Origin of the sequence: Aggregatimonas sangjinii, from assembly GCF_005943945.1 — a bacterium.
GTDB lineage: Bacteria > Bacteroidota > Bacteroidia > Flavobacteriales > Flavobacteriaceae > Pelagihabitans > Pelagihabitans sangjinii.
On record NZ_CP040710.1, the window covers coordinates 2,201,249 to 2,225,115 of the forward strand.

The 23,867-nt window shown below is 42.8% G+C and carries 25 protein-coding genes; 10 read left to right on the plus strand and 15 right to left on the minus strand.

Translation table 11 applies throughout. The features are described 5' to 3' along the window. Positions 1-30: 30 nt before the first annotated feature. On the minus strand, positions 31-672 hold the full coding sequence (locus FGM00_RS09010; protein WP_138852589.1) for a protein-L-isoaspartate(D-aspartate) O-methyltransferase: 642 nt from the start codon (positions 670-672) through the stop codon (positions 31-33). 154 nt (positions 673-826) lie between these two features. Next, positions 827-1,333, minus strand: a complete 507-nt coding sequence (locus FGM00_RS09015; protein WP_138852590.1) for a DUF4440 domain-containing protein — start codon at positions 1,331-1,333, stop codon at positions 827-829. A gap of 120 nt (positions 1,334-1,453) precedes the next feature. Between FGM00_RS09015 and FGM00_RS09020 the strand changes: the two genes are divergently transcribed. From FGM00_RS09020 to FGM00_RS09055, 8 genes are all read left to right on the plus strand, one after another. Further along, positions 1,454-2,422: a Gfo/Idh/MocA family protein gene (locus tag FGM00_RS09020; RefSeq protein WP_138854668.1), complete on the plus strand. Its 969-nt coding sequence runs from the start codon at positions 1,454-1,456 to the stop codon at positions 2,420-2,422. A 72-nt stretch (positions 2,423-2,494) separates the two neighbouring features. Further along, positions 2,495-3,382 (plus strand): 3-hydroxybutyryl-CoA dehydrogenase, encoded by an 888-nt coding sequence (locus FGM00_RS09025; RefSeq protein WP_138852591.1) that lies wholly within the window; start codon positions 2,495-2,497, stop codon positions 3,380-3,382. A gap of 19 nt (positions 3,383-3,401) precedes the next feature. After that, positions 3,402-4,637, plus strand: coding sequence for a DUF1015 domain-containing protein (locus tag FGM00_RS09030; RefSeq protein WP_138852592.1), 1,236 nt, complete (start codon positions 3,402-3,404; stop codon positions 4,635-4,637). A 37-nt stretch (positions 4,638-4,674) separates the two neighbouring features. Continuing rightward, positions 4,675-5,334, plus strand: a complete 660-nt coding sequence (locus tag FGM00_RS09035) for a YggS family pyridoxal phosphate-dependent enzyme (RefSeq protein WP_138852593.1) — start codon at positions 4,675-4,677, stop codon at positions 5,332-5,334. Positions 5,335-5,402: 68 nt separating this feature from the next. Continuing rightward, positions 5,403-6,770, plus strand: a complete 1,368-nt coding sequence (locus FGM00_RS09040) for an exonuclease domain-containing protein (protein WP_138852594.1) — start codon at positions 5,403-5,405, stop codon at positions 6,768-6,770. Between the two features lie 3 nt (positions 6,771-6,773). Next, a complete protein-coding gene (locus FGM00_RS09045; protein WP_138852595.1) occupies positions 6,774-7,613 on the plus strand; it encodes an ion transporter in 840 nt (279 codons plus the stop codon). Further along, positions 7,606-8,517 (plus strand): tRNA (adenosine(37)-N6)-dimethylallyltransferase MiaA, encoded by a 912-nt coding sequence (gene miaA / locus FGM00_RS09050; protein WP_138852596.1) that lies wholly within the window; start codon positions 7,606-7,608, stop codon positions 8,515-8,517. Before FGM00_RS09045 ends, miaA begins: the two co-directional genes overlap by 8 nt. Beyond that, positions 8,517-9,005, plus strand: coding sequence for a gluconokinase (locus FGM00_RS09055; RefSeq protein WP_138852597.1), 489 nt, complete (start codon positions 8,517-8,519; stop codon positions 9,003-9,005). The genes miaA and FGM00_RS09055 overlap by 1 nt, the downstream gene beginning before the upstream one ends. Before the next feature lie 255 nt (positions 9,006-9,260). On the opposite strand, the gene FGM00_RS09060 is transcribed toward FGM00_RS09055, so the two are convergent. The 13 genes from FGM00_RS09060 to FGM00_RS09120 all read right to left on the minus strand — a co-directional run bounded on the left by FGM00_RS09060 (position 9,261) and on the right by FGM00_RS09120 (position 21,833). Then, positions 9,261-9,968 carry a response regulator transcription factor gene (locus FGM00_RS09060; protein WP_138852598.1) on the minus strand — a complete coding sequence of 236 codons (708 nt, stop codon included), beginning with the start codon at positions 9,966-9,968 and terminating at the stop codon, positions 9,261-9,263. A 6-nt stretch (positions 9,969-9,974) separates the two neighbouring features. Continuing rightward, positions 9,975-11,552: a sensor histidine kinase gene (locus FGM00_RS09065; RefSeq protein WP_138852599.1), complete on the minus strand. Its 1,578-nt coding sequence runs from the start codon at positions 11,550-11,552 to the stop codon at positions 9,975-9,977. Positions 11,553-11,635: 83 nt separating this feature from the next. Continuing rightward, positions 11,636-12,220 carry a dephospho-CoA kinase gene (gene coaE / locus FGM00_RS09070; RefSeq protein ID WP_138852600.1) on the minus strand — a complete coding sequence of 195 codons (585 nt, stop codon included), beginning with the start codon at positions 12,218-12,220 and terminating at the stop codon, positions 11,636-11,638. Then, complete coding sequence (locus FGM00_RS09075) at positions 12,217-13,173, minus strand: CdaR family protein (RefSeq protein ID WP_138852601.1); 957 nt, start codon at positions 13,171-13,173, stop codon at positions 12,217-12,219. The genes coaE and FGM00_RS09075 overlap by 4 nt, the downstream gene beginning before the upstream one ends. A 9-nt stretch (positions 13,174-13,182) precedes the next feature. Then, positions 13,183-14,184: a glycosyltransferase family 2 protein gene (locus FGM00_RS09080; protein WP_138854669.1), complete on the minus strand. Its 1,002-nt coding sequence runs from the start codon at positions 14,182-14,184 to the stop codon at positions 13,183-13,185. Positions 14,185-14,248: 64 nt separating this feature from the next. After that, a complete protein-coding gene (locus tag FGM00_RS09085; protein ID WP_138852602.1) occupies positions 14,249-15,061 on the minus strand; it encodes an enoyl-ACP reductase FabI in 813 nt (270 codons plus the stop codon). A 218-nt stretch (positions 15,062-15,279) separates the two neighbouring features. Further along, positions 15,280-16,932, minus strand: coding sequence for a DNA repair protein RecN (gene recN / locus FGM00_RS09090; protein ID WP_138852603.1), 1,653 nt, complete (start codon positions 16,930-16,932; stop codon positions 15,280-15,282). Positions 16,933-17,033: 101 nt separating this feature from the next. Beyond that, entirely contained in the window at positions 17,034-17,918 is an 885-nt protein-coding gene (porD, locus tag FGM00_RS09095) for a type IX secretion system protein PorD (RefSeq protein ID WP_138852604.1), read from the minus strand. Continuing rightward, on the minus strand, positions 17,911-19,116 hold the full coding sequence (coaBC, locus tag FGM00_RS09100) for a bifunctional phosphopantothenoylcysteine decarboxylase/phosphopantothenate--cysteine ligase CoaBC (RefSeq protein ID WP_138852605.1): 1,206 nt from the start codon (positions 19,114-19,116) through the stop codon (positions 17,911-17,913). The genes porD and coaBC overlap by 8 nt, the downstream gene beginning before the upstream one ends. Next, positions 19,117-19,446: a DNA-directed RNA polymerase subunit omega gene (locus FGM00_RS09105; RefSeq protein ID WP_138852606.1), complete on the minus strand. Its 330-nt coding sequence runs from the start codon at positions 19,444-19,446 to the stop codon at positions 19,117-19,119. A 19-nt stretch (positions 19,447-19,465) separates the two neighbouring features. After that, on the minus strand, positions 19,466-20,305 hold the full coding sequence (locus tag FGM00_RS09110; protein WP_138852607.1) for an outer membrane protein assembly factor BamD: 840 nt from the start codon (positions 20,303-20,305) through the stop codon (positions 19,466-19,468). Positions 20,306-20,409: 104 nt separating this feature from the next. Then, on the minus strand, positions 20,410-21,300 hold the full coding sequence (gene dapA, locus FGM00_RS09115) for a 4-hydroxy-tetrahydrodipicolinate synthase (protein WP_138852608.1): 891 nt from the start codon (positions 21,298-21,300) through the stop codon (positions 20,410-20,412). Then, the gene (locus FGM00_RS09120; protein ID WP_138852609.1) at positions 21,297-21,833 is read right to left on the minus strand and encodes a DUF6913 domain-containing protein; all 537 of its coding nucleotides are present in this window, start codon (positions 21,831-21,833) and stop codon (positions 21,297-21,299) included. The genes dapA and FGM00_RS09120 overlap by 4 nt, the downstream gene beginning before the upstream one ends. A 114-nt stretch (positions 21,834-21,947) precedes the next feature. Between FGM00_RS09120 and FGM00_RS09125 the strand changes: the two genes are divergently transcribed. Further along, entirely contained in the window at positions 21,948-22,712 is a 765-nt protein-coding gene (locus FGM00_RS09125) for a 5'-nucleotidase C-terminal domain-containing protein (RefSeq protein WP_138852610.1), read from the plus strand. 232 nt (positions 22,713-22,944) lie between these two features. Continuing rightward, positions 22,945-23,856, plus strand: a complete 912-nt coding sequence (locus tag FGM00_RS09130; RefSeq protein WP_138852611.1) for a metallophosphatase — start codon at positions 22,945-22,947, stop codon at positions 23,854-23,856. Positions 23,857-23,867 lie beyond the last annotated feature (11 nt).

Here is a 23,867-nt window from a genome sequence, read left to right on the forward strand (position 1 = left end):
TATTGTGCCCTTAGAACTTTTAAATACCATTTAATTCTTATCGGCCAACAAGGGTACGAAACGAAAATTACCCAATTCCTCCTTTTCGAATTCCTTTTCCGATTTACGGGTGAACAAGGTCATGACCTGGGTCTCGTTGCCAACAGGGATAATCAAACGCCCTCCTATTTTCAGTTGCGCCATTAGTGCTTTTGGCACTTCGGGAGCACCGGCCGTCACTACAATACCATCAAACGGCGCCTCTTCGGGTATTCCCTTGTAGCCATCGCCGAAAATGGCCTTCTTAGGCCTGTATCCCATTTTTTTAAAGAACAAACTTGTTTTTTTAAACAGTTCCAATTGTCGCTCTATGGTAAATACTTTTGCTTTTAAATGCAACAGGACGGCCGTTTGATACCCGCTTCCCGTTCCTATTTCCAGAATTTTATGATTGGGGCTGATTTGAAGTAGTTCCGTTTGAAATGCCACGGTATAAGGTTGTGAGATTGTTTGGTCGGCCGCAATCGGAAAGGCCTTATCCTGATAGGCGTGGCCCTCGAAACTGCTATCCATGAACAAATGTCGGGGAACGCTCTTAATGGCATTCAATACTTTTTCGTCGGTAATGCCCTTTCCGGCAAGAATTTCCGCCAGTTTGTTGCGCATGCCCCGATGTTTTAATGTGTCTCTCAAAGGTTTGGTTTTGGTGGTACGAAGGTAGGAAGTTCGAGGGCAAATTCAAATACAAAAAATCCAAATAGAGTCTCAATCCCCTTTTGAGTAGACTCCGTAATTTATACCATCTATGGGTTTGCTCTAAACGCCCAAATAGCACTTAGGACCATTGCTACTCAAACCGTATCGGCTGCTGCCTCTCAAAATCCGTGGCCTTTATGGGTATACCTCCAATGGTCGCCGTATCCCAGTCCTGGACAATTTTCCATACTCCATCGATTTTTTTAAGCACGATATGAAATTGCCCGTAAATCGTATTTACACCATCGGTATTGCTCATCAGAATTCTGTAAAAACCTACTTCATAAGAAGTCGTCGCATTGGTTTTTCTGCTGTCGAACCAAAAATCCAATTGTACACTGGTTTTCTTGGCTCTATTTTCTTCAAATCGCTTTAGATTGGCAGCTTTGAATTCATTCTCGGTATCGATTCCGGCAGGGGTTACTCGTAAGACCTCCTCTGCATACAACGAATTTAGCCCCGGGCCGTCGTTATTTTCAAAGGCCAACTGAAACGGTTTCCAAACATTTTGGTCAATGTCCTTTTGAAGCGTTATAGGGTCTTGGGCTCGTATCATTGTCATCGAACATAACCCGATAAAGAGATAAATTATATGCATATCTGTGGATTTAAGGTATTATCATCTTTTAGGAAAAACAAAACTAATACAAACGGCTTATTCCGCTTGAAGCGCAAGGTAATTAAACAAATCTCCCTATTTTTGATGAAAAGAAAACATATGCTCAAAGTTGGAGTTTTGGGAGCAGGACATTTGGGGAAAATCCACCTACGCCTACTCAATGAATCCGAAAAATACGAACTCATAGGATTTCACGACCCGGATGCCATCAATGCCGAGAAAGTCGAGGCCGAATTCGGGTACCACTATTTTGAAAACATCAATACCTTAATCGATTCGGTCGATGTGGTAGATATTGTTACACCCACTTTGTCACACTATTCTTGCGCTAAAAAATCCATCGAAAAAGGCAAACATATTTTTATCGAAAAACCCGTAACCAATACCCTGCAAGAAGCTGAAGAATTGCTCACCCTTACCGGTAAATACAAGGTTAAGGGGCAGGTAGGCCATGTGGAGCGCTTCAACCCTGCGTTTACATCGGTTAAGGATGCCATTCACAATCCTATGTTTATCGAGACCCACCGTCTAGCGGAGTTCAATCCTCGCGGCACCGATGTGCCCGTAGTCTTGGATTTGATGATTCACGATATCGATGCCATCTTGAGTGTGGTAGATTCCGAGGTAAAACAGATTAATGCGAGCGGCGTATCGGTCATTAGCAATTCTCCGGATATTGCAAATGCCCGCATAGAATTTCAAAATGGATGTGTCGCCAATCTTACGGCTAGCAGGATATCGATGAAAAATATGCGTAAAAGCCGATTTTTTCAAAAGGACGCCTATATCTCGGTCGATTTTCTGGAAAAAAAGGTGGAAGTCGTTAAAATGAAGGATGCCCCCGAAACCATTGGGGATTTCGATATGGTATTACAGAACGCCGAAGGGGTGAAAAAACAGATTTACTTTGAAAATCCCGAAGTTCTATCCAATAACGCCATACTCGACGAACTCGAATCCTTTGCCGAGGCCATCAACAATGATACCGTTCCCATAGTTACCCTCAAACAGGGAACCAACGCGCTAAGAGTTGCCCTGCAGATTATTGGCAACTTCGAAAATGCGTAAATGACCCCGGGACGAGCCCGCCTGTTGGCAAGTATGTTTCAAATCTCGATTCTTGAATAAAACGGTTTAGCAATGAAAAATATAGCAGTACTGGGCGCAGGAACAATGGGAAACGGAATTGCCCATGTTTTTGCCCAAAACGGATTTCAAGTAAATCTCATCGATATTTCGCAATCTTCCTTAGACAAGGGTTTGGCGACCATAGCCAAGAACCTGGATCGAATGATCCAGAAAGAGCATATATCGGAGAACGATAAAATGCAAACCCTCAACAACATAAAAACCAGCACAGAACTGAAGAATGGCGTCTTGAACGTGGATTTGGTGGTCGAAGCGGCTACCGAAAATACCGATTTGAAATTAAAGCTATTTCAACAGCTCGATGCTGCCTGCGACGAGAACACCATCTTGGCGACCAATACCTCCTCTATATCGATAACCCGTATCGCGGCGGCCACCAAACGGCCCGACAAGGTTATTGGCATGCATTTCATGAATCCGGTGCCGATCATGAAATTGATAGAGATCATTAGAGGGTACAGTACATCCGACGCCACCACCAAAGCCGTTATGGAACTTTCAGCGGTCTTGGGCAAAACCCCTACCGAGGTGAACGATTATCCGGGATTCGTGGCAAACCGCATTCTAATGCCCATGCTGAACGAAAGTATTGAAACACTTTACAATGGTGTCGCGGGGGTAGTCGAAATCGATACGGTCATGAAATTGGGCATGGCACACCCCATGGGGCCGCTTCAATTGGCCGATTTTATCGGGTTGGATGTTTGCCTTTCCATTTTGAACGTCATGTACGGCGGTTTTAAAAACCCGAAGTACGCACCTTGCCCCTTGCTGGTGAATATGGTTATGGCAGGTAAATTAGGCGTAAAATCCGGTGAGGGATTTTATGATTATTCCGAATCCCGAAAGGCCGAAAAAGTGTCGCCACAGTTTAGCTAAACACAATGCCCGCAGCATAATGGCGATTATAAAACCTTTTAAAGCAATTCGACCCGCTAAGGATAAAGTTTCCTTTGTCGCATCCAAATCATATCAATCCTATTCTCGTAGGGAATTGAATTGCCAGCTCTCCTACAATCCCTTTTCGTTTTTGCATATTATAAATCCTGGATATAAATATTCCAAAAGCGTTTCTGGCCAAGAACGCTTTCAATTGGTACACAACCGGTATCTCGAATTTTTAGAGGAAGATATTTTCTTGAAGGATGGGAACCCATGCTTATACCTCTATCAGGTCGAAAACGAACATTTCAGTTGTTGTGGTCTTTTTTGCGGTACGAGTGTCGCAGAATACCAAAATAATACCATTAAAAAGCACGAGGATACCATACAGCGGCGAGAAAAATTGTTTGCCGACTATTTAAATACTGTAAAATTCAACGCAGAACCCGTATTGATGACCTACGCGGACGATAACAACATTGGCGAAATCATCGCAACTGAAAAAGAAAGTGAACCCGAATATCGATTTACGACAACGGATAGCGTTTGCCATACGCTCTGGGTGATTTCAGATACCAATACCATACACAGCTTGCAAACAGCTTTTAAGGCAATAGCCGCACTCTACATCGCGGATGGGCATCATCGCAGTGCGTCTTCGAATTTATTGGCTAAAAAATTACAAGAAGCCAATCAAAGCCATACGGGAAAGGAACCCTATAATTTTTTTATGAGTTATTTGATTCCTGAATCGGAAATACACATTTTCGAGTTCAATCGCATGATCAAAGACTTGAACGGACTCACCAAACAGGCCTTTCTTGTAAGGCTCGATGCGGTATTCAGAATTACCAATCGAGGCGCTACACTCTACAAACCAACAAAAAAGCATCATTTCAGCATGTACTTAGATGGTGAATTTTATTCGTTATACCTGCGAAAAAAAGTCTTTGATTTTACAGATGCACTCAGCGCGCTCGACACTCAAATTTTGTATAAGACAGTACTGGAACCGATTTTGGGCATTCATGATCTGCGAAAGGACAAACGCATACGCTATGGCCATGGAAAGCACAACGTCATTAAGATGAAGGATGAAATAGATAAAGGAACGTTCACCGTTGGTTTTGGCCTGGTTCCAACGAACATTTCTGAAATAAAGGCGATTGCCGATGCAGGATTGGTGATGCCGCCAAAAAGCACCTATATTGAACCAAAACTGCGAAGCGGGTTAACCATTTACGAATTGTAGAAAAAAGCACTAGTAGCTATAAATTTAAAAATATACCATGTCAATAACCCAAAATCTAAACAAAATCAAACGGTCACTTCCATCTGGGGTTACACTCGTGGCGGTGTCCAAAACGAAGCCTGAGGCCGACCTTATGGAGGCCTACAATGCGGGTCAACGTATCTTCGGGGAAAACAAGGTACAGGAAATGACCCGGAAATGGGAGTCAATGCCCAAGGATATCCAATGGCATATGATCGGGCATGTACAACGGAACAAGGTCAAATATATGGCCGAATATGTCGCCTTGGTGCATGGCGTGGATAGTTTTAGATTGCTCAAGGAAATCAACAAACAAGCCTTAAAACACAACAGGGTCGTCGATTGTCTTCTACAGATGCATATTGCCGAGGAAGATTCTAAATTCGGCTTGGATGCCGACGAGCTGAAGCAAATCCTGGCATCCGACGAATTTCAACAACTAAAGAATGTGCGTATATCCGGCCTTATGGGAATGGCTACCTTTACGGATGACCAAGTGCAGATTCGAAGAGAATTCAAAACCCTTAAAAAAATTTTCGATAAGACAAAGGAGACCTTACCGGAAATCGATATTCTCTCTATGGGCATGAGTGGAGATTACCAAATCGCCATAGAAGAGGGTGCCAATATGGTACGCATCGGAAGTAGTATCTTTGGAGCGCGAAACGGTCATTAACATAGTGGTTATTTTGAAATACGATGATAGATTTCGGAACAATCGCTAAAACAACGGGAAGATTTTAGATGTACGCCATACTTGACATTGAGACTACAGGAGGAAAATACAATGAGGAAGGCATTACGGAAATCGCTATCCATAAATTCGACGGGGATAAGGTGGTCGATAAATTTATAAGCCTTGTCAATCCTGAAAAAGATATACAGCCCTTTGTCGTGAAATTGACCGGAATCAACAATAATATGCTTCGCACGGCCCCTAAGTTTCATGAGGTGGCCAAACGAATCGTTGAGATTACCGAAGGTACCGTTCTTGTGGCACACAATGCACAATTCGATTATCGCATACTACGAACGGAGTTCCGACGATTGGGCTACGATTTTGAACGAAAATCGCTGTGTACCGTTGACCTATCGAAAACACTCCTTCCTGACGCAGAATCGCATAGCTTAGGCAAGTTGGTGCGCTCTTTGGGCATCGCGGTGAGTGATCGCCATCGTGCAAACGGAGATGCTATCGCTACACTCAAATTATTTAAACTTTTACTTGCGAAAGATATTGATAAATCAATTATAAAGAGCACTATACGTGAGGAGTCTACAGGAGAACTTTCGCAGCGACAATTGAATATTGTCGATACACTCCCTTCCGAAACCGGGGTGTACTACATGCTGAATAAGGATGGTGAGATTATTTTTATCGGAAAGAGCAGTAACATCAAAAAGCGGGTCAACCAGCATTTTACAAAAGAAGGCAGCCGACAAAGAAAACTTCAAAAAGAGACCAAGAAAGTCCGTTTTGAGCGTACGGGCAGCGAGTTGGTCTCTGCGTTGAAGGAATATGCAGAGTTGCGAAGAAACAAACCTTTGTTCAATGCTTCCGACGGCTCGGTAGCCATCTCACATGCACTTTATAGTAGTGAGGATAAAAACGGATACATCACCTTGACCATCCATAAAGCTGATTTTAGCAAGAATCCGATATTGACCTTCAACGGGTTTCAATCTGCCGAAAACTTCGTGCGTCGAATTGAAAAGGAGTTCGGCCTTTGTCTTAAACTTATAGGCCTGTCCCAGGCCAAAAAAGCCTGCTCCAAAGTAGCTGAAGGCAAATGTGAAGGGGCCTGCGTGCAGGAAGAATCAGCTGAGGCATACAACCTAAAAGTACAAAAAGCCCTAGACAAATACACTTTGACCAATAAAAATGTGGTACTGGTCGATAAAGGGCGAGAAATGGGCGAATACAGCGCGATTTTAATCAAAAATGGACGGTATCAAGGCTACGGGTTCTACGAGCTCAACCATCAACTAAATAATTTGCATATCTTAGAATCGATAATCACGCCAATGCAGGCCGATGCAAATACCCATCACATCATCACATCCTACCTACGCAAGAAACGGATTATCAAAACGCTGGAAATCAACAACTAAGTTGTGAGAGAATTAAAACCAAGTACCAATTGGAGAAACAAACTCCACGAAATTATCTATGAGGCCGATACGCCTATTGGAAAATGGTTCGATATTGTGCTATTTGCTTTGATCATTATCAGCGTCATCTTAGTGATGCTCGAGAGCGTACAGGAAATCGACGCAAAATACCACAACACGCTTCTTGCCTGCGAGTGGGTCGTTACCATTTTTTTTACCATAGAATATATTGCCCGGTTGATTTCCATTAAAAAGCCCCTGAAGTATGCCCTAAGCTTTTATGGTATTATCGATTTCATCTCGACCATACCGCTTTATATCTCTTATTTCTTTGTGGGATCTCAAGTATTACTTGCGGTCAGGGCCTTACGTTTGCTAAGGATTTTCCGGATTTTAAAACTGGTTCAGTTTTTAGGAGAGGCATCGCAATTAAAGAACGCCCTCAAAGCAAGCCGCAATAAAATAGCCGTATTCATTTACACTGTCCTTATCTTATCGGTAATTATGGGCACCCTTATGTATTGGATTGAAAGCGACGCCTCTGGCTTCACCAGTATCCCAAGAGCTATTTACTGGGCCATCGTTACCCTTACCACCGTCGGCTACGGGGATATTGCACCACAGACCCCTATCGGACAGCTTATCGCAACCATCGTAATGATATTAGGATATGGGATTATCGCAGTGCCTACAGGTATTGTTACCTCGGAATTCACCAAACAGGGTGCTGGTGCAAAACCTAAAATCCATCTAAATACCCAAGCGTGCACGAGTTGTTCCAAAGAGGGGCATAGAGACGACGCCACCCATTGCTATAATTGTGGAAGCAAATTGCATGGATAATATATTGATTTCAATCGTTGGCCCTACCGCTATTGGCAAAACCAGCATGGCCATTGCATTAGCACGACACTTTAACACCGAAATCATTTCAGCGGATTCCCGGCAATGCTACCAAGAAATGCGCATTGGCACCGCAGTGCCGTCTAAAGAAGAATTAAATGCCGTACCACATCATTTTATTCAACACAAGAGTATCTTTGAGCACCATACCGTTGGGGACTTCGAGCGGGAAACCCTAAAACTTTTGGAAAAGCTTTACATTCAAAATGATATAGCCATTCTTGTAGGTGGCAGCCCACTCTATACCGATGCCGTGGTTTACGGACTTGACGACTTTCCTGAAGTCGATCCTGAAATACGTGAACGACTAAATCAACAACTTGCCACAACCGGATTGGAAAGCCTAAAAAAACAGCTAAAGCAATTAGACCCTCATTACTACGAAAAGGTAGACTTGAAGAATCCCCATCGGGTCCTACGTGCATTGGAAGTGTGTATCGGCAGTGGGCAACCCTACTCCTCTTTTTTATCAAAAAAGACCACCCCTAGACGTTTTAACACCATTACCGTGGGGATTGCCGCAGACAGAGCGGTCATTTATGAACGTATTAACCAAAGGGTAGATCTGATGATGAAACAAGGTCTGTTGGAAGAGGCGAAAAGCTTACACCGTCACGCGAATCTAAACGCTCTGCAAACTGTCGGCTATCGGGAACTATTCGCCTATTTTGATGGTGATTGTGATTTGGATTTCGCCATTTCCGAAATCAAAAAAAATACGAGGCGTTTTGCCAAACGCCAATTGACCTGGTACCGTAAACAAGAAGACATCCTGTGGCTTGATTACGACATTGATAAAAATGAAGTCATTGCATTGATTGAAAAGAAGCTAAAGACCACCTAATGCAAAAGAATATTTTCTACATCATGGGCGTCTCGGGTTGCGGTAAATCAACCGTTGGTAAACTTCTAGCGGAAGAATTGAATTTCCCTTTCTTTGACGGGGATGATTACCATCCAGCGGAGAACCTAGAAAAAATGGCTTCCGGCAAAGCCCTTACCGACAAGGACAGAATGGGCTGGTTGAAGACTTTGAACCATTTGGCCCAGCAGTATGTTGACTCCGGTGCTGTAATCGCTTGTTCCGCCTTGAAAAGGTCATACAGAGATCTTCTGCGGTACGATTTGAAGGAACAGTCTACTTTTGTATACTTGAAGGGCTCGTTTTCCGAAATACAAGCAAGATTGGAGCAAAGAAAAGGGCATTTCATGCCAACGGCCTTATTGAAATCACAATTCGACGCCCTCGAAATACCTACTGACGCAATCACGGTCGCCATTGAAATGAAGCCCGAAGAAATTGTTGCGAAGATTTTGTCTTCGATCGCGTAAACCTAAGAGACTGTTTGGAAATATGTCATTAGTCCCGAAGCATCGGGAGTTATAGCCTATTTTTGATGTATTATGAGACAAAATTTTTGAGCATCCGCCCTTCGCGGACGGTCACACCCGAAGGCTCGGGGTTAACGAAATAAGGCGCAAAAAGAGGATGTAAGAAAATAATCGAGATATTTCCAAACAGTCTCTAAAACCAAAAAAGCATCCCATGTGTATTGGGATGCTTTCATATTACATGTGGAAAGTAAGTTATTCCGTTTTGACGACCAATCGGAAGCCTTCTCCGTGTATGTTCAAAATTTCCGTTGTAGGGTCCCTTTTCAGGTATTTTCGAAGTTTGGCGATATATACGTCCATACTCCTTGAAGTAAAGTAATTGTCATCCCTCCATATCTTGGTCAACGCCAACTCCCGCGGCATTAAATCATTCTCATGCAAGGCCAAAAGACGCAACAATTCATTTTCCTTTGGAGACAATTTTATGGCCTCCTCATCCTTGTACTTTAAAAACCGAAGCTTAGAATTCAGATGAAATCCACCTATCTGAAATTCAAACTTCTTGCTATCGGCCAAGCTATTAGAGGATTTTCTTTGAATAATAGCTTTAAGCTTCATCAAGAGCACTTCTGAATCGAATGGTTTGTTCAAATAGTCGTCGGCACCTGCCTTATAACCTTTCAATACATCTTCTTTCATCGTCTTCGCCGTAAGGAAAACAATGGGCACGTTCTCGTTCTTTTCCCGAATCTCTTTGGCCAAGGTGAAGCCATCTTTATAAGGCATCATTACATCCAAAATACAGACATCAAAATTGTCCTTTTTGAATTTCTCGAAACCTTCCATACCATTTTTTGCCAAGGTTACGTCAAAATCGTTCATTGACAGATAGTCTTTTAAAACGATACCAAAATTGGGATCGTCTTCGACCAAAAGAATTTTCTTGTTGATTGTTTCCATAAGTAGTTATATTAAAGGCATTTTTATATAGAAAGTGCTTCCTTTTCCTTTTTCACTTTCCGCATAGACTTCACCTTGGTGGTCATCTATAATTTTTTTAACGTAGGAAAGGCCTAAACCATGTCCTTTTACATTATGTATGTTCCCAGTATGCTCCCTGTAAAACTTTTCAAAAACTTTTTTTAAGACCGCTTTGCTCATACCTGCACCCTGGTCTTTTATCATAATAATCACCCAATTTTTTGCTACCTCCGTGTACACATCAATTTTAGGAGCTTCTGGCGAGTATTTTATGGCATTGTCCAAAATGTTGATAATAACATTCGTAAAATGCATTTCACTTGCCAATACTTCCGTTCTCTTCGCGTCGAAATGGGTCTCGATATAGCCTCCCTTGTCCTGTACCATCAACTCAACATGGGTAATCGCGTCCCCAATTATGTCGTGCACGTCAACCCTATCCTTACTTATATCGAGTTGGTTCTTCTCAAGTTTTGAAATACGCAATACATTTTCTACCTGCGCGTGCATCCGTTTATTTTCGTCCCGAATCATCCCTAGGTATCGAATAACCTTATCCTTGTCATCGATGGTTTTCGGATTACGAATGGCCTCTACCGCCAAGTTGATCGTCGCAATCGGGGTTTTGAACTCATGCGTCATATTGTTTATGAAATCCGACTTTATCTCGGAAATCTGCTTCTGGCGGATAAGTTGATAAATCGCCCCGGAATAGGATGCGACAATAATCAATGTAAACACAAGCGACAAAATCGCCATTCCCAAGATAGACTGAATCAAAAATGTCTTTTTCTTCGGAAAAGTGATTAGTAACGAAAAATCGGTGTCACCATCCTCATCCTCGAAAATAGGAGCCTTGTACACGGCCGTATTCGCGAATTTGAACTTTCGCGACTTCACTTTTGTCGGCAGCCCTTTGCTGTAAATGCCGTATTCGTATTCTACGTCCAACCCACGATCCTTCAACTCCCGATCGATCAATAACTGTAATTCCTGCTTGGAAACACGCTTGTGAATGGGAACCAGTTTCGCATTTTCACTAAAAACATCATCGAACTGGGCTTTCTCAATACTTGAAAGTGTATTGATTTTTTCCAACCTATCTACTGCATCCAATCGCTGGCTCTGCCCATCCAACCCATAATTGGGTTTGAAAATCGTTTTGCTGCGCGTGCTGGTAAAGTTCGATATGGTCGTAGAATCCGTGCCACTGCCATTGTCAAAGAACGTTGATGATATGTCGTATTTTTCTTCTAAAATACCGTGTGAATAGTACAGTATTTCATTGGTGTTCAAATTCCTGTCTATGAAAAAGATGTTCTTGAGATTGGTCTCGACCGGGTCACCGATACTGTCTTGCAGGAAATACCTATCATAGTAGTCTCTACGTTCTCGTTCTTCTACTTTGTCGGTGATTCTACCAAGCACCTGGGAGATGGCGTTGGAAAACTGCTCTTCTTTGTCCTCGACCGACTTTTTGATCCAAAAACCTTGGACAAAAATTATCCCGATCAACGATAGGCTCATGAGCACTACCATAAGAACAAATAACTTCTTGTTCATCTTTTGAGTAAAATTAAAGATTTAACACTTAGGGTATTCTACGTTTAACCTAACCTTAACAAAAATGTTAAAATTCCGGAACCCTAGCTATTCTCAAGGAGAGCCGTATTTATCTCCGAAACTTTCTCAGTGGTCGCGTCGATATCAATGTTATTGATTATAAAATCGGAGAGGGCAATTTTCTTTTTATCATCCCACTGATTCGCTATTCGGGCCAAAACCTGTTCGCGACTCACGTCATCCCTTTTTGTAACTCGCTCAATACGTGTATCTTGAGGGGCGATTACAAGAATTACGGCATCGTAAAAGCCTTGGTTGCCGTTTTCGAAAATTATTGCTGCTTCTTGAATTACGTAAGGCGTTTTCTGCTTTGCGGCCCATTTCAGAAAATGCTTCCTAACGGCAGGATGTATAATGTTGTTCATCTTTTGCAGCAAAGCCGAATCCGCAAAAATTTGGTCGGCTACATAGGTTTTGTTTAACTTTTCACCCGAAAAGGCTTTTTCTCCCAAGAGATCGATCAAGGCGTTTTTTATGCTTGTGGAGCGGTGCAAGAGCGCTTTAGCCTCCTTGTCGGAATTGTAAACAGGTACGCCCAGAGCCATGAACATTTTAGCAACTGTACTTTTGCCGCTGCCAATCCCTCCTGTAAGTGCTACGATCTTCATTCTCGTTTCAAGATAAAATCAACCTGGTTTTTGGAGAGTCCGACCGAATGAATAGCGGCCGGCTGCCTTGAAATTCGGAGTTCAATAGAATTTTGATCGCTTCCCTCCACCGATTTGTAATCCCCGATTACCTCAAGATCGCTTGCCCGCACCTTTTTCAAATCATCGACACTCGCTTTGACCAGTACATTTACCTCGTTGGGAAACGTTTGTATTACGGTATTTTCAGGTAAATTGATGATGCTGACCGGCACACGAACGACCTTCTCCGAAAATCGGGACACCTTCCCACTCAGAACAGCATGTTCTTCGGAAAATTCAGTCTTAACGAGCATAGGTGCTTTCGTTAACTTGGCAATTATCGAAAAATCGTCGTTCAATTCGGATAGTTCAATTGCATTGGTTTCAACAAACTGAATCGAATCGACTTCGTTTTGCGGACCTTTTAGTACAATAGAATCAGGAGTAATTTTAATTGCGCCGTCTAATAAATAGTTCTGTGCGAAAGAAATTTTCGCTTTCGATTTTATGGGGACTTTCTTACTTATTACATCATAAAACTCGAAGAACAGCGTATCTATCCCAAAATCCAATATCTTAACCCCGTTGGTCATCTGTTTCTCCATTTGGCGCCTTCCACTGTCAGGTGTCAAATAGTATTTCCCTCCTTTTTTAATGGCATCCGACAGATTGATCTCCACCTTTTTGGAACTCAGGTTGAACATTAAAAATTGAAAACCAACGGCATCGAGTCTGACATCCATAGTACTTCTTGATGCGTTAACGAGCATCATACTATCCGGGGGGTTCACGAATTCAAGTTCAAAAGTTGAAATGCCTTGATACCTATTGGATAGATTACTGATAAACCATGCCAAACCGGAAAGAAACAAAAACACAAAGAACAACTTCGCCTTTCGCTTTTTTAGGATGTTTTTGATTTTCTCTATCACAGTCCGATTTTATTTAAAGAATAATTTGGGAAAAATTTCTTGGGGGGGCTTATTGCTAAAGTTAACCAACATTGTTGATTTTAAAAAGCCGTATCCGTAACCCACGAACTGTATGCACACCGCCACCAGAGACAGCAATGCAATCGCCACGCTTTTGTTCTTGATAAGCGAATCGATAAAAATGATCGTGAAGTAGGCCACGTACAACCAAAAAGGTAATGCAATGCCAAAGGCGGCAAGAATCAAGGCGACCAAAAATCCAAAGCAAAAAAATGTTGGGAACCAATAGGTCATTTTAGCGGTTTTGGGGTGCCATTTATTTAAAATGGGTCTAACCATTCCGAATTTATTTACTTGTATGTAAAATTTATTCCAATCGATACGGCGTTTATGGTACACAAAAGCTTCGGGAATCAGTTTAGTTGTATACCCCTTGTTCCATATCCTGATAGTTAGGTCTGGATCTTCGCCAGGATGAATCTTTCCATATCCCCCGACGTTTTCAAAGGCCTCCTTCGAGATGCCCATGTTAAAACTTCTGGGCTGAAAGGTGCCTACCGCGTTTTTGTTTCCGCGAATACCGCCAGTCGTCAATAAGGCGGTCATGGCATAATTTATGGCTTTTTGCACCGTACTAAAGGAGTCATGAGCGGCATCGGGGCCTCCATAGCAGTGCACAAAATCCTTCTTCAACGATTGCTCCGCGACTTCGAGGTATTGCGGGGGAATAATACAATCGGAATCCAAAATGATAAAGTAGTTGCCCTTGGCCCGTTCCATACCATAATTTCTGGAATCCCCAGGACCCGAATTTGTTTTGAAAAAGTAGGAGATGTCCAGATGCTGTTCAAATTCAGCGATAACAGCTTTTGAATCCAAGGTAGAACCATCTTCTACGACTACGATTTCGAACGGCTTTTTATACGTTTGAAGTACCAGGCTTTCTAGCAGTTCCCTGATCTCGTCAGGTCTGTTGTATACCGGAATGATAAAAGAAAAATTAAAGTCGATCACGCTATGTTAAAAAATAAAAGCCATCCGTTTTGCGAATGGCTTTTGTAATATTTCGTATACTCTATTTTGAAAAATATTCGATTACCTCTTGGCTCACACCGGTATTGCTAAACCCACCGTCGTGAAATAAGTTCTGCATCGTTACCTTGCGTGTTAAATCTGAAAATAGGGTAACGGTATAGTCCGCGCAATCCTGAGCGGTCGCATTCCCCAATGGGGACATTTTCTCGGCATAACTGATAAAGCCATCAAAGCCTTTTACACCGGTACCGGCTGTAGTCGGTGTGGGCGATTGCGATATCGTATTTACCCGTACTTTCTTCTCTTTACCAAAGAAATATCCAAAACTACGGGCAACCGACTCTAAATAGGCTTTGTTATCGGCCATATCGTTATAATCGGGAAACACTCGTTGCGAAGCCATGTAGGTTAGCGCCACAATACTGCCCCATTCGTTCATGGCATCGGACTTGTAGATGCTCTGCATGACCTTGTGAAATGAAAGTGCGGAAATATCCCAGCCTTTGGTCGTAAAGTCGTATTTCTCATCAGTATAATGACGTCCTTTTCGAACGTTAACGGACATTCCGATAGAGTGAAGCACGAAATCGAGTTTCCCGCCCAAAATTTCCATCGATTTGTTGATGAGATTATCCAAATCCTCCTCCAAAGTGGCGTCTGCCGGAATAATCTCCGAACCGGTCTTTTCCGCCAATTCGTTGATTTTGCCCATTCTCATGGCCACGGGCGCATTGGTCAACACAAAGGTTCCACCTTCGGCATGAACCCGCTCTGCTGTTTTCCATGCAATGGAATTCTCGTCCAAGGCCCCAAAAATGATTCCCTTTTTACCTTTTAATAGATTATACGACATTATGTTTTAGGCTTTAGTTAGTTTTTAGTGGTTTCGCCCCATCTTTTTAGGTTATATAATTATTAGGCGAGTTCGAATTCAAAGGTATTTAAAAAAATTGGCAGTTTTTTATAAAGTTCAGCGTTCTCCGTAGGTTTTCGCGGTTTTCGATTTATCATACCGTCAAATTCGGGTATCGCGACAAAATGAATAGTTTACTTTGCCCAAGAAGATGAGTTCTAATTCAACAATTGCCTAGCGTGCGCCATGGCGGAATCGGTTAGCGATTTTCCACCCAGCATTTCGGCTAACTCCACTACCCGCTCGTCTTGGTCCAGCAGCGTCATACGCGTATGGGTCGTGGCACCCTCCTCTTCCTTAAACACCTTATAGTGTTGATGGCCTTTTGAAGCGACCTGGGGTAAATGGGTAATCGAAAACACCTGCATTCTCTTGCTCATTGCGTGCATGATATCACCCATCTTGTTCGAAATCTCACCTGAAACGCCGGTATCGATTTCATCGAACATCATGGTCGGTAGGTTTTCATAGTTACCCAAAATTGCTTTGATGACCAACATGATTCGCGAAAGTTCACCGCCGGAAGCCACTTTTTTCAATTCGCCGTACTGCGAGCCTTTATTGGCCGAAAAAAGAAAGGTCAAATCATCCTGCCCATTGTTTTTGAATTCTTTGGAAGGCGTAACTTCCATTTTAAACGAAACACTTGGCATTCCCAGAGGCACCAAGCTCTCTTCTAATTGCTTTTTTAGTTTGGGCATCGCTGCCTGCCTAGAATCTCGTATCGCTTTGGCCGTCTTCGCCACAGCCTGTTTATCGCTTACAAGTTGGGTTTTCTTGTCCTTGATGTCTTCTTCCAAGTTTTCGGTAACGCTTACCTTTTCCGAAAGTTCGGATTGAATGTGTAATAGCGCTTCAATTTCCTGTACATTGTGCTTGCGCTGTAAATCGTATAACAATTGTAGTCTGGTATTGACCTTCTCAAGCCGTTGCGGATCGGCTTCGACCTTCTCTTGTTGGGCTTCCAAATCGGTGGCGATATCTTCTAGCTCTAAAAAAACGGACTGCACCCGTTCACTCAATTTTGAGAAATCCGGCCCGTAAGTCTCTAAACGATTGGTAAGTTGTTTCAACTGCGCAAGCGAACCCAGAAGTCCCATTTGTTCATCGTTCAATAAACCATATCCTTGGGAAAGTTGTTCAAGAATGGTCTCGACGTTGTTCAATTGCTCGTATTCCGTTTCCAAATCATCCTGCAGCCCTTCTTTTAAATGGGCACTTTCCAACTCCTGCAGCAAGAAACTGTTGTAGTCGTATTCCTTAATAGCTTCACTTTGAGATGCAATAAGTTGATTCAGCTCTTTTAGGGTTTTTTGAAAGGTTTTCAATTCTTCTTTATACCGTTGCAATAAGTCTTTGTTGTCCGCTAGGGCGTCGATCAACTTCAATTGAAAATCGTTTTCGGTCAATAATAGCGTCTGGTGCTGGGAATGCACATCGATCAAACGGCCTCCGAGTTCGGATAGTATTGCCAAGGTAACTGGGGAATCATTGATAAAGGCCCTTGACTTTCCACTGGGCAAGATTTCGCGACGAACTATCGTCAGGGGTTCATAATCCAAGTCATTGGTTTTGAAAAAACCCTTAAGACCATAGTGGTCAATCTGGAATTCAGCTTCGATAACGCACTTTCCATCGGCTTTACGTAACGAGCTTAAATCGGCCCGTTTTCCCAGGACTAAAGACAATGCACCAAGCAAAATGGATTTCCCTGCTCCGGTTTCGCCGGTAATTACCGTAAACCCCTTAGTAAACGATACGTTCAAGTCGTCAATAAGAGCGAAGTTTTTAATGGAGAGGTTTACGAGCACTGCTGATTAGTTTTGTGCTGTAAATATAATCTTTATCGAAATAGGATTCCAATATAACACGATGCCCAAAATACTGATGTATTTTTCAATATGAAACGAGTCTAGTACTTGATATCATTCCAAGTACTCGAGTAGAAAGGAGCCACCCTGTTCAGGGTCTCTTTTAATTTTACGATATCCATTTTTGGGCCATCGGAGAAGATGCTTTGGATTTCATCGGATTTCGCTTCAAAGAAGGTTTGAATCAAAAAGGCATTGGGACGGCGTTTGATCATGGTCTCAAATAGTTTCATGGTGCCCGCAATGACCTGCTTTCCAGTACTATTGTTATCGGCCAATACATCCATTCCTTTGCGATGATAATTGTACATCGCCACACGGTATTCGCGGTAGGTATTCGATAGCATATTGTCGATTAATTGAAAGCGGCCTCTATTTTCGGAACTGTCCCATCCGGATGCGTTATTGCCCTGCGCCTGTGTGACTATATTTTGGGCTTTCCTGAAATGATCATTACCGCCTTCAAGGGAAAAGGTATCGGCATCCAAACCTAATACGACATAAACATAATACGCCACCACACTCAACAGATTCGATTCGAACGCATTTTCATTGAAGACCAACGGTTGAAACTCCGTATAGCTAAAATTGAAATCCCCATCCTTATAATTGAACACCGGGGTCTCGTAGGAGGTATTGTATACCGGTCGTGAAGACTGTATCTGAATGTTGCCCTCGAATCGATTCGATTGGTAATTGGTTATTGTAATGAACATCTGGGCACTAATGCGTTCGTTGTCCTTTACCTTCCGATTCGTCCATTTGGTCTTGTTCACTAAATCATTCAGGGCCGACTCCAAAGTCTTGAAAATCGGCAGGTCTCCCTGCGAGAGCTGATCGGAATTTACCGTAACGGTACATCGGAGCTCTTGGGCGGTTAACCCAAAGGAGAACAACAAAATGAGGATTGTGATTGCCTTACGCATGAATTCTGCTAATTATTTCATTCCAGATATCCTCGGCAACTTCAGCCTTGGTCTTTAAATCAAACGTTTTAATCGCTAAATTCTTATCTATAAAACGGATTTTATTAGTTGCCTTACCAAAGCCCGCTCCCGGGTCGTTCAACGAGTTCAGCACGATCGCATCGAGATTTTTACGGTGTAGTTTTCCCTTGGCGTTTTCTACCTCGTTTTCGGTCTCCAGCGCAAAGCCTACCAAAAACTGGTTTTCTTTTATTTCACCCAATGACAAGAGTATGTCCTTATTTTTTGTCAACTCGATGGTAAGCTCGGTATCGGCTTTTTTTATCTTTTGGTTCGCCACGGTCTTAGGCCGGTAGTCGGCAACGGCGGCTGCGCAGATCGCCACGTCGACTGCGCCATACACCTTGTGTGCGGCCTCGTACATTTCTTCAGCGGTGACGACGCGGTGCACATCAATGTTCGTATTTCTTACGGTCAGATGCGATGGCCCCGACACCAAAGTCACTTGCGCACCAAGCTCGGCAGCGGCCTCGGCGAGTTCAAAACCCATTAAACCGGTGGAATGGTTCCCCAAAAAACGCACGGGGTCAATGGCTTCATAGGTGGGCCCGGCAGTTACCAATATTTTTTTGCCGCTTAAGGGCAAGCCAGCAGAAAGATGTGTCGTGATAAAAGAGACGATATCCTCTGGTTCGGCCATTCGGCCTTCGCCATGCAGGCCACTCGCTAGTTCACCGGAGGCAGCGGGAATCATGGTATTCCCGAACGATTCTAGTTTTTCGAAAGAAACTTTTGTGGTGGGATGCTTATACATATCCAAATCCATGGCCGGTGCAAAGTAGACAGGACACTTTGCCGAGAGATAGGTTGCCAACAACAGATTATCACAGGTACCGTTGGCCATTTTTGAAAGGGTATTGGCCGTCGCTGGAGCGATAAGCATGATATCGGCCCAGAGCCCCATTTCTACATGGTTGTTCCAATCGGTACTATTGCCTTCGTTTTTCACAAAGGAAGTAACCGCCGAATTTTTGGAGAGAGTAGCCAGCGTAAGCGGGGAAACAAAAGAGCTGGCACTTTCCGTCAAAATCACTTTGACATCGGCACCAGCTTTAATCAGTAAACGAACTAGAAACGTAGTTTTGTAAGCGGCGATGCCTCCTGTTATACCTAAGAGGATGTTCTTACCGCTAAGCATCTACTGTACGTCTTTCTCTGTGTTCCTGTGGTATATTTTATCCATCAACCATTCCTCAACGGCCAAGGCATGCGGCTTCGGGAGTTTCTCATAGAATTTGGAAACTTCGATTTGCTCCTTGTTCTCAAAAACCTCTTCCAGACTATCGCTATAGGTTGCGAACTCTTCTAGTTTTTCCAGCAATTCTTTTTTGATTTCAGAATTGATCTGTACAGCTCTTTTGGCAGTAATCGAGATGGCCTCGTAAATATTATCGGTAGGTTTGTCAAACTCGTTCTTGTTGATGGTCACCGTAGAAACCGATGCTGTTGAATTTTTAAGTTCATTCATATTCATAATATCAAGATTATTATTTGGTAGTTGCGGTATCGCCAACCATTACTTGCATTTCTTTGTTGATGTCTTCCAAAAGCCGATCGGCATCTTCCTTAAATTTAGTTTCTGGAAATTGCTTCATCAGCGTAGCATAATGTTTTTTTGCACTTTCAAAACGTTCCTTTTTTAGACGGTTCAAACTGTTCAATCCCAACTCGGTTGCCGATTGAAACCTATAGAACATCGCCTCTTCCCTGAATATCGATCCGGGGTAATCGCTTAAAAAATTGTCAAATGCCGCTATGGCAGGCGTAAGGAACGTATAATCGAATTTGCCCAGTTTATTGTACTGCTTCGCAATCTCATAGGCCTTCTTTTCTTTCTTCTGCGTCAATTCCTGAGCCATGATATTGGCTTCTGCAAAGTATTCCGAATCCGAATAACTATTGATAAAAGTCTGTAGTTTCGAAAGCGCCTTGTCCGTATCCGTTTGATCCAAAGAATACACCGGACTCAATTGATAGGTGCTTTTGGCTCCCAGAAAAGACGCCTCGGCCAACTTTTCACTTTTGGGATACGATTTTATAAAGCGTTCGAACTGGTAGGTTGCCGTATTGTAGTCTTTTTGTTTGTAATAACTGTTCGCTAAAAAGAACATGACCCGCTCTCCTTGCGGTTTCCCGATATATTTCGGGGCTATCTGTTCGAATAACCGTAACCCTCTTTTAAAATCGCCTTCGTTGTAGTACGCTTCGGCCATCTCATATTTGGCCTTGATATCTTCGTTCTTAAGTACTTTTTGGTACTCGTTACAAGAAACACCCAAAAGCACTAGTACAAAAATGGGAAACAATTTTCGTATTCTTAAAAACATTTTGCAAAATTAGGGATTATAGGTGGATTTAAAAAACATATTTTAATCCGTAAAAATAAGGTGTTCAATGGGTTCGAAAACCTTTTTAGCGAAGATTTAACGTATCAGGCTTCCGTTTTGTCGAACTGCTTCACAAAAGCACCGATCTTATTTTTCAAGCCGACGGTCGCCTCGACCAATGGAAGCCGAACTTTAGCACTGCTAAGACCGAACATCTCGAAGATAGCTTTGATGCCAGCGGGATTTCCTTCCTTGAAAATCAAATCCATCCCCTCCTGCAGGGCAAAGTGTAATTTTAGTGCTTCATCTTTATCGCCTTGCAGTCCTAAAGTAATCATTTGGGAAAACTCATTCGGGAGCCCCTGCCCTAGCACGGATATCACCCCTGAACCACCTTCAAGCACCGTGGGCAATGCTGTACTATCGTCACCTGAAAGGACGAGAAACGTCTCTGGTTTTCCGGCGATAAGTTGTTTTATCTGGTCCATATCACCACAAGCCTCTTTAATGGCCACAATATTGCTAAAATCCCGCGCCAATCGCAAGGTGGTTTCCGGCAGCATATTACTGCCAGTTCGCCCGGGTACGTTGTAGACGATAATTGGCTTGGGCGAAGCTTGTGACAATGCTTCAAAGTGCCTATAAATGCCTTCCTGTGTGGGCCTGTTATAATATGGGGAAACGGAAAGAACCGCATCGAAAGCGGACAAATCGAGCGTTTTCAGTTCTTCGACCACGGCGGCGGTATCGTTGCCCCCTACACCCAATACCAGCGGTAGACGTCCGGCGTTGGCATCTACAATGGTATCGACTACGAACTGCTTTTCCAATTTTGAAAGGGTAACAGCCTCCCCAGTGGTACCCAGTGCCACGAGGTATTCAATTCCGCCATCAATACAATACTGTACGATTTTGCGCAAGGCGTGCTCGTCGACCGACATATCATCCTTAAAAGGAGTAACCAAAGCTACCCCTGTACCAATCAGTTCTTTCATCTTTTTATCTCGTCCAATACCCCAAGGTATTTCTTTAATTCCGACTTGAATATTTTAAAATCCTTCAAGGGAATATCCAATATCAAATCATTAAAATAACTATCCATTTCGGTAAATCCCACTCGGAAACGCGCTTTTGCCTTTACACTCATCAACTTCATCAACAAATTGTCCTGCTTGTAGTAGTTTACTAACAAGTCATAATCCCGGCTTAAAAATTCGAGTGCATAACTATTCTCGATTTTTCCGTTCCAACCTAAATCCTTATCTGAAAAAACCGGCGTCGAATAAGGCGAATTCTTATCGTAATACGACTTGTAACCAATAATCTTGACCGCATTCGGCCTAAGGTTGTATTCTTCCTGAAATTGATAGAACTCTTCGGCCTTATCGAATGCCTCCATATCAACAATACAACCGATCGAGGTAATGCCATGACTTCTATCGACAGGCACTAAAGGGGTCTTCATGGCGGCGTTCAAAAATTTTACGCCCGATTTGTACTTGAACTTATCTTTTATTCCCTTAATCATGTATTTTTACATTTGGAACGCATTGCTACAACTTAAACGTCGAAAATAGCTACTGCGTGTTACAAATGTAAAGAAATATCCACCTTACCATTTCGGTGCAAGATAAAAAGGATTGTGAATTTAAAAATACAACATTTTGTTATATTTATAACTTTCTTAGGGCTTTTATCCTGTAAGGAAGAAACGGCCAGGCTCGTTCGTATGAGTGCCGAGCAAATGGTGATCGACTCGACTGCCGGTGAAGTCGATTCGGTAAAAAAACTTTTGATTCCCTACACGCAAAGAATCAATATAGTATTGGACAGCACGCTTGCCTATGCACCCAAAACCTTTGACAAGGCCAATGGACGCTACAATACCGATATTGGAAACTTGATGGCGGACCTGATCGTTTTGCAGGCCGGTCCTATTTTCAAATCCCGAACGGGGAAGGATCTCGATTTTGCCCTATTAAATTACGGGGGCATCCGCTCACAGATATCAAAGGGCAAGGTTTCCGCCAGAACCGCGTATGAGGTCATGCCGTTCGAAAACACCATCATAGTGGTTGAGCTTAACGGGAAATCGGTTATGAAAATGGTCGATTATCTGCTGGAAGCAGAACAACCCCATCCCATTTCAAAAGAAGTACAAATCGTTTTAAAATCCGACGGGAGTTTGCACGAAATACGACTATCCGGAAAGCCATTGGTCATGGATCAACGGTACTATGTCGCCACCAGCGATTATTTGGTAAACGGAGGGGATTCTATGTTGTTTTTCAAAGAGGCCTTGGGAACCACTAATACCGATTATCTCATTCGCAATGCGATGATCGACTATTTTAAAAAGGCAGATACCTTGTGGGCTGTCATTGACAATAGGGTTTATAGCTTATAACGCTAGCATCGCTTGAATTATAAAAGTTCAAACAGGGTGGCATACCTATTCGATCAGCGTATTTGCGTCATATGCTCTAAAGTATGAAGATATAAATCAAGGCTTTAAAATGTAGGAGGTAATTCAAGAAAAGAATACACCTACCATTGCGTTTACAAGACTTTTGAACCAATAAAGAGGCTTGAAAACTTCTGTAGTTGGTGGGCTTAAAATTTACGACAAGATATTATAAATGAATAGAAGAACCTTTATTGGTGAAACAGCGGCTGCGGCAACATTTCTCGGCTTAGGCGGCCTTCCGCTTAGTTCATGCGCGAGACCACGGAGTAAAAAAATAACTATTCTACATACCAATGATGTGCATAGTCATATCGATGCGTTCCCGAGAGACCACGCTACTTGGGGCAATCTTGGCGGGGTCGCGAGAAGAGCGTCCCTAGTGAATCGAATTCGACAGGAAAATCCGAACACGCTATTATTTGATGCCGGTGATATTTTTCAGGGCACGCCCTACTTTAATTTTTATGGCGGCGAATTGGAATTTAAACTCATGTCGATGCTAAAATACGACGCAGCGACCATTGGCAACCACGATTTTGATAATGGCATAGATGGTCTATTCGCACAGTTACCCAATGCCAAATTTCAGCTGCTCAGTGCAAACTACGATTTTAGCAATACCGTAATGAATGGGCATGTAAAACCGTACGATATTTATACCGTAGATGGCATAAAAATCGGCGTGTACGGACTAGGAATCGAGCTCGATGGTCTTGTTGGCAAACGTCTGTTCAAGGAAACCGTTTACCTTAACCCTTATGAAATTGCCTATGATTGCGAGCGAAGACTTAAATTAGAAGAAGGATGCGATATCATCGTTTGCTTGTCACATCTGGGCTACCAATATGCAAGGGAACAGAAACCCAACGATCTTGAATTGGCGGCTAAGACCAAGTATACGGATTTAGTAATCGGTGGGCATACCCATACATTTTTAGACAAACCTAGCATCGTAAAAAATATGGCCGGCAACAATGTCCTCGTCAATCAAGTGGGTTGTTTTGGGCTACATTTGGGACGAATTGATTTTTACTTCGATTCTGCTCTAAAGGGCAGCGCCGAGGGCGTTTCGATACAGGTGTAAGTACGTTTAAT

What these genes read in the sequence shown, in the direction of transcription:
- FGM00_RS09105 (WP_138852606.1), bottom strand. Translation starts at nt 19,446, where the DNA reads ATGAATGAACTTAAAAATTCAACAGCATCGGTTTCTACGGTGACCATC.
- FGM00_RS09065 (WP_138852599.1), bottom strand. Translation starts at nt 11,552, where the DNA reads ATGAACAAGAAGTTATTTGTTCTTATGGTAGTGCTCATGAGCCTATCG.
- coaBC (WP_138852605.1), bottom strand. Translation starts at nt 19,116, where the DNA reads ATGCTTAGCGGTAAGAACATCCTCTTAGGTATAACAGGAGGCATCGCC.
- FGM00_RS09015 (WP_138852590.1), bottom strand. Translation starts at nt 1,333, where the DNA reads ATGCATATAATTTATCTCTTTATCGGGTTATGTTCGATGACAATGATA.
- dapA (WP_138852608.1), bottom strand. Translation starts at nt 21,300, where the DNA reads ATGAAAGAACTGATTGGTACAGGGGTAGCTTTGGTTACTCCTTTTAAG.
- FGM00_RS09130 (WP_138852611.1), top strand. Translation starts at nt 22,945, where the DNA reads ATGAATAGAAGAACCTTTATTGGTGAAACAGCGGCTGCGGCAACATTT.
- coaE (WP_138852600.1), bottom strand. Translation starts at nt 12,220, where the DNA reads ATGAAGATCGTAGCACTTACAGGAGGGATTGGCAGCGGCAAAAGTACA.
- FGM00_RS09040 (WP_138852594.1), top strand. Translation starts at nt 5,403, where the DNA reads ATGTACGCCATACTTGACATTGAGACTACAGGAGGAAAATACAATGAG.
- FGM00_RS09030 (WP_138852592.1), top strand. Translation starts at nt 3,402, where the DNA reads ATGGCGATTATAAAACCTTTTAAAGCAATTCGACCCGCTAAGGATAAA.
- FGM00_RS09055 (WP_138852597.1), top strand. Translation starts at nt 8,517, where the DNA reads ATGCAAAAGAATATTTTCTACATCATGGGCGTCTCGGGTTGCGGTAAA.
- FGM00_RS09085 (WP_138852602.1), bottom strand. Translation starts at nt 15,061, where the DNA reads ATGTCGTATAATCTATTAAAAGGTAAAAAGGGAATCATTTTTGGGGCC.
- FGM00_RS09060 (WP_138852598.1), bottom strand. Translation starts at nt 9,968, where the DNA reads ATGGAAACAATCAACAAGAAAATTCTTTTGGTCGAAGACGATCCCAAT.
- FGM00_RS09035 (WP_138852593.1), top strand. Translation starts at nt 4,675, where the DNA reads ATGTCAATAACCCAAAATCTAAACAAAATCAAACGGTCACTTCCATCT.
- FGM00_RS09020 (WP_138854668.1), top strand. Translation starts at nt 1,454, where the DNA reads ATGCTCAAAGTTGGAGTTTTGGGAGCAGGACATTTGGGGAAAATCCAC.
- FGM00_RS09025 (WP_138852591.1), top strand. Translation starts at nt 2,495, where the DNA reads ATGAAAAATATAGCAGTACTGGGCGCAGGAACAATGGGAAACGGAATT.
- FGM00_RS09120 (WP_138852609.1), bottom strand. Translation starts at nt 21,833, where the DNA reads ATGATTAAGGGAATAAAAGATAAGTTCAAGTACAAATCGGGCGTAAAA.
- porD (WP_138852604.1), bottom strand. Translation starts at nt 17,918, where the DNA reads ATGCGTAAGGCAATCACAATCCTCATTTTGTTGTTCTCCTTTGGGTTA.
- miaA (WP_138852596.1), top strand. Translation starts at nt 7,606, where the DNA reads ATGGATAATATATTGATTTCAATCGTTGGCCCTACCGCTATTGGCAAA.
- FGM00_RS09110 (WP_138852607.1), bottom strand. Translation starts at nt 20,305, where the DNA reads ATGTTTTTAAGAATACGAAAATTGTTTCCCATTTTTGTACTAGTGCTT.